General features: G+C 64.4%; 7 protein-coding genes. All 7 read right to left on the minus strand.

Going from position 1 to position 2,772, the window contains the following annotated elements; all coding sequences use genetic code 11:
• The coding region (locus Q8P46_18260; protein ID MDP2622090.1) for a hypothetical protein at positions 1 to 237 on the minus strand (237 nt) is incomplete at its 3' end.
• Positions 234 to 539 (minus strand): hypothetical protein, encoded by a 306-nt coding sequence (locus tag Q8P46_18265; GenBank protein ID MDP2622091.1) that lies wholly within the window; start codon positions 537 to 539, stop codon positions 234 to 236. The genes Q8P46_18260 and Q8P46_18265, both read right to left, overlap by 4 nt.
• 4 nt (positions 540 to 543) lie before the next feature.
• Positions 544 to 741 carry a hypothetical protein gene (locus Q8P46_18270; protein ID MDP2622092.1) on the minus strand — a complete coding sequence of 66 codons (198 nt, stop codon included), beginning with the start codon at positions 739 to 741 and terminating at the stop codon, positions 544 to 546.
• 330 nt (positions 742 to 1,071) lie between these two features.
• Positions 1,072 to 1,473, minus strand: coding sequence for a recombination protein NinB (locus Q8P46_18275; protein ID MDP2622093.1), 402 nt, complete (start codon positions 1,471 to 1,473; stop codon positions 1,072 to 1,074).
• Positions 1,470 to 1,793, minus strand: a complete 324-nt coding sequence (locus tag Q8P46_18280; GenBank protein ID MDP2622094.1) for a hypothetical protein — start codon at positions 1,791 to 1,793, stop codon at positions 1,470 to 1,472. Before Q8P46_18280 ends, Q8P46_18275 begins: the two co-directional genes overlap by 4 nt.
• A gap of 146 nt (positions 1,794 to 1,939) precedes the next feature.
• Positions 1,940 to 2,275 carry a hypothetical protein gene (locus tag Q8P46_18285; protein MDP2622095.1) on the minus strand — a complete coding sequence of 112 codons (336 nt, stop codon included), beginning with the start codon at positions 2,273 to 2,275 and terminating at the stop codon, positions 1,940 to 1,942.
• Positions 2,272 to 2,772: hypothetical protein (locus tag Q8P46_18290; GenBank protein ID MDP2622096.1), on the minus strand; the 501-nt coding region annotated here is incomplete at its 5' end. The genes Q8P46_18285 and Q8P46_18290, both read right to left, overlap by 4 nt.

Genomic DNA, 2,772 nt, shown 5'->3' on the forward strand with positions numbered 1-2,772 from the left:
GCTGTTCGCCTTGGAACACGCTTCGCCTAGTATCGTGAGGGCAACCCTGCCCGGCGCGCGCTCGGCATACCTGATTTCAGACATCGGTATCCCGAACTGGTGCTCCTCCGGTAACTCGATGCCGTAGCTCCCAAGCACCACCTGATCGCCCCATGCGAGGAAGCGCTCGCCAATGCCGAGCCATGCGAAGTCGCCGCCCTCAAAGACGATCAACCGCGCCGGCTCGAAGCGCTTCATGAACAGTCCACAACGCGCGGCCCGCCACGCCTGCCCTTCGTCCAGCCGTGTACATGGATGCGCCAGCCAGCCTCGCGAAGCCTCGGCGTGCTCTCGTGCTCGGCGATCTTCGTCACCCTGGAGGCAACGTTCGTGGCGCTCGTGCATTGCACAGCTAGGGTTTCGCCTCGTTTGACGGCCAGAACGTCCACGATGCCGAACAGATCCTGCCTGATCTTCGCGAACGTGTTCCAACGCTCGGTAATGGCCGCCGTGTAGCCCTGCGCCCGAAGATATTTCAGCGTGCGCTCGGTGGGACTCATGGCGTCAGCCCTGCGCCTTCCCGAAGTGCTTCTCGTGGATGTCCTCGATCCACTTCACCCGCCCCTCGGAGAGATGCGACGTGCGCTTGCCGCCGTCGGTGAGCACCAGCATGTTCTCGATGAACTCCGAGGTCCGCTCGTCAACGTCCTTCGTGCCGGCGAGGCCGGCGATCTGCATGAGCTTCGCGCCGAGGGAGAGCATCAGGTCGCCTTCTTGCGTGCGCGCGGTCGCGGCGAGTCATAGCGACGCGCAACCCGCAGCAACGCGCGGCATACTTCGCTTGATTCAGCAATCTGTTCCGCCGAGACCAACGGCTGGACATCAACGGACCATTGGACGATCTCGGCCGCGCGGCGAAGGCAATCCGCCGTGTTGCGCTTTGCCGCCGACTTCCTTTTAATCTTCATGCGTAGAGTCTCCGTCAGTCACGCTGCTCTCCCTACTCGTCCGGCCAGTCGTCGCCGCCGCACAGCCACCAGTAGGCGGCCATCACCGCGGCGAATAGAGCGAGAACGATGAGCTGCTCGATGGTCATGCCGCTCTCCGTTCCTTCTGCTCGAACTCCCGGAAGACTACGCCGCGCTCGACGCCGAAGGCCCGGGCGTACTCGATAATCTCGCTGATCTCGACGCTGTTCACGTTCCGCCGGCGCCGCGGCCCGCGCACAAAGTCCATACCGTTGCCGTCGAAGCCCTCGCCGTCAATCGCCGGCAGCAGAACAGCCTCGCGCTTCTGCAGGCGATCAAACGCGGCGATGAGGAGCTCCCACCAGGTCGGAACGCCGTGCAGGTCCGTCGATCCGGGCGGCCACGGCAACTGCCGCGCGATGTCCTCCAGCACGGCCTGCAAGGCTCCATGCTGCTCTGGCGTGGCGCGGCGCATCCACGCGAGGCATCGCGGACACCGATCCACGAGATAGCCGCGATTGCTCAAGCCTTGGCGATCTCCTCGAAGGCAAGCGACATTTGCTCTACCTTCCGGTGCTCCTCTTCGAAATTCTCGCCGGTGTAGGCGTTAACCACCTTGCGCACCACCGAGGAGAGCAGCCCGGATTTCTCTGCCGACTTCGTGACGGCGCCGTTGAAGTCTTCCGACGCCTCGTCGAGCGCAGTCTTCAGCCGCTTCAGCTTGGTGAGGTCCTCCCGCAGCTTCGCGACCTCGATCACTGCGGGCTGGTTGCGCTTGTCCTTGCGCCCTGCCGCCTTCTTGTCCTTCCCGTTCATCTTTCCCGTTCCCGTCTGCACCGATTCCATTGCTCAGCTCCTTGCGGTTGCCCGCCGTTGAAAAGTTTGTCGCTCTCGCTTCAGGCCAACTGCGGCGCGCTCGGCCTCTCGCTGCTTACGCCACCGATTGCGCACGTTGCGATAGAGAAATCCGGCAGCACCGCGCGCGGCGGCACTCACAGCAGCGCCTCCTGCATCGGCTCGACGTCTTTCTCGCGTGCCTTGAGCAATGCCCACACTTCGCGCCGAAGCCTTTCCGCTGCCTCGTCGCCGCGTTTCGCGCGAACACCGCCTTCGCCATCGATGTACCAGGCGCGCTTCGCGTGCGTTTCGAGATTCGCCACCAGTTCTACCTCGTGCCGATGCCGCGCGCCCTGATCGAGCGCAGTAGCTTGGATGCGCGCGAAGCATTCAATCGGCGCGTTCTCGGAAGATCCAGCGCCGGCCGGTGCGTCCGTCCCACCCGCCAAGGTGTTGCCCGGCACGACGCTGGAATCGAGAAGATCGGTCATGCGGCTTTATCCGTTAGTTGGCGCACGCGGCCAGTGGTGTCGATTGCGCCATGCGCGAGCGCGAGGAGGCGCGCATTCAGACCTTCGTCCTCTCGGTGGTGCGGCAGCAAATCCTGCGCGGCGCGCACGCTGATGCGCCCTTTCTGCGCGGCGTCGAGGATCATGAGCTCGCGCCCGCTCTTGTCCGTGCCGGGCGTGAATTCCCACGTCACCGGCATCCGCGCATCGCGCGCCTGCTGGACCAACACCCGATATCGCTCGAGGAATGCCATGCGCGCCTGGACGTTCTCCCCCTCGGCAATAAGGGGAGCGGCTGCCCCATACGCCTCGCGCATCTCCCCGGTCCAGAATGCGCTCGATGCTTCATCGCGCGGGATCATCGACCAGGCTTCCTCTGGGCCAGGGCGGCCGTCCTCGATGCGCTGTAGGATGTCGGCCAGCGTGAGCCTACCCTTCAATTCCCGGCAGCAGCGCTTCAGTGCCGCAATGATCTGCGG

This window comes from Hyphomicrobiales bacterium, assembly GCA_030688605.1.
GTDB lineage: Bacteria > Pseudomonadota > Alphaproteobacteria > Rhizobiales > NORP267 > JAUYJB01.

Bases quoted from the DNA above. Each gene is read 5' to 3' on its own strand.
- Q8P46_18265 (MDP2622091.1), bottom strand. From the start codon at position 539: ATGAGTCCCACCGAGCGCACGCTGAAATATCTTCGGGCGCAGGGCTAC.
- Q8P46_18270 (MDP2622092.1), bottom strand. From the start codon at position 741: ATGCTCTCCCTCGGCGCGAAGCTCATGCAGATCGCCGGCCTCGCCGGC.
- Q8P46_18285 (MDP2622095.1), bottom strand. From the start codon at position 2,275: ATGACCGATCTTCTCGATTCCAGCGTCGTGCCGGGCAACACCTTGGCG.
- Q8P46_18280 (MDP2622094.1), bottom strand. From the start codon at position 1,793: ATGGAATCGGTGCAGACGGGAACGGGAAAGATGAACGGGAAGGACAAG.